Annotated in this window: 1 protein-coding gene; it reads right to left on the bottom strand. The window is 48.6% G+C overall.

Going from position 1 to position 523, the window contains the following annotated elements; all coding sequences use genetic code 11:
- The coding region (gene vgrG, locus EXE09_RS18660) for a type VI secretion system Vgr family protein (protein ID WP_130118255.1) at positions 1-523 on the bottom strand (523 nt) is incomplete at both ends.

Raw genomic sequence — 523 nt, 5'->3', positions numbered from 1 at the left:
ACCGTGGCTGTTTTGCAGTTGTGTTGATATTTGTCCTGTGGTGTCATCAAAGCGCAGTTGTCCAAAGCCTTCGCCTTGGTATTCTTTGGAACGGATGCCTGCGAGTTTTTTGGTATCAGGCAGTTGTCCTTTTTTGTCGAATTGGGTTGGACTACGTTGAGCTTCGTGGATTCGTCCAACCACAAATGGTCGGTCGATGTTGCCATCAAAGAAGTCGATCACCACGATTTCACCAATTCTCGGGAGGAATCTTGCACCATAGCCTTCACCTGCCCATGGGGTAAGTACATCAACCCATGCTGAGTCGGTATCGTTGTCGTTTGTTCCTGCACCACCATCATGTCCATGATCTTCTGTTCTGGTGAACAGAAAACGGACTTTGATACGTCCCCATTCATCGACATGGATTTCTTCGCCACTCGGCCCAACCACTTTGGCACGTTGTGGATGTGTGCTTGGTCGGTGTTCGAGTGGGTTGTATTCGGGTACTGTAGTGATGTTACGACGTTGTACTGTTAGGCTA

Origin of the sequence: Acinetobacter sp. WCHAc060025, from assembly GCF_004209355.1 — a bacterium.
GTDB lineage: Bacteria > Pseudomonadota > Gammaproteobacteria > Pseudomonadales > Moraxellaceae > Acinetobacter > Acinetobacter wuhouensis.
The sequence above is the reverse complement of the archived record's forward strand: the minus strand, read 5'-3'. Positions and strand labels throughout refer to the sequence as shown.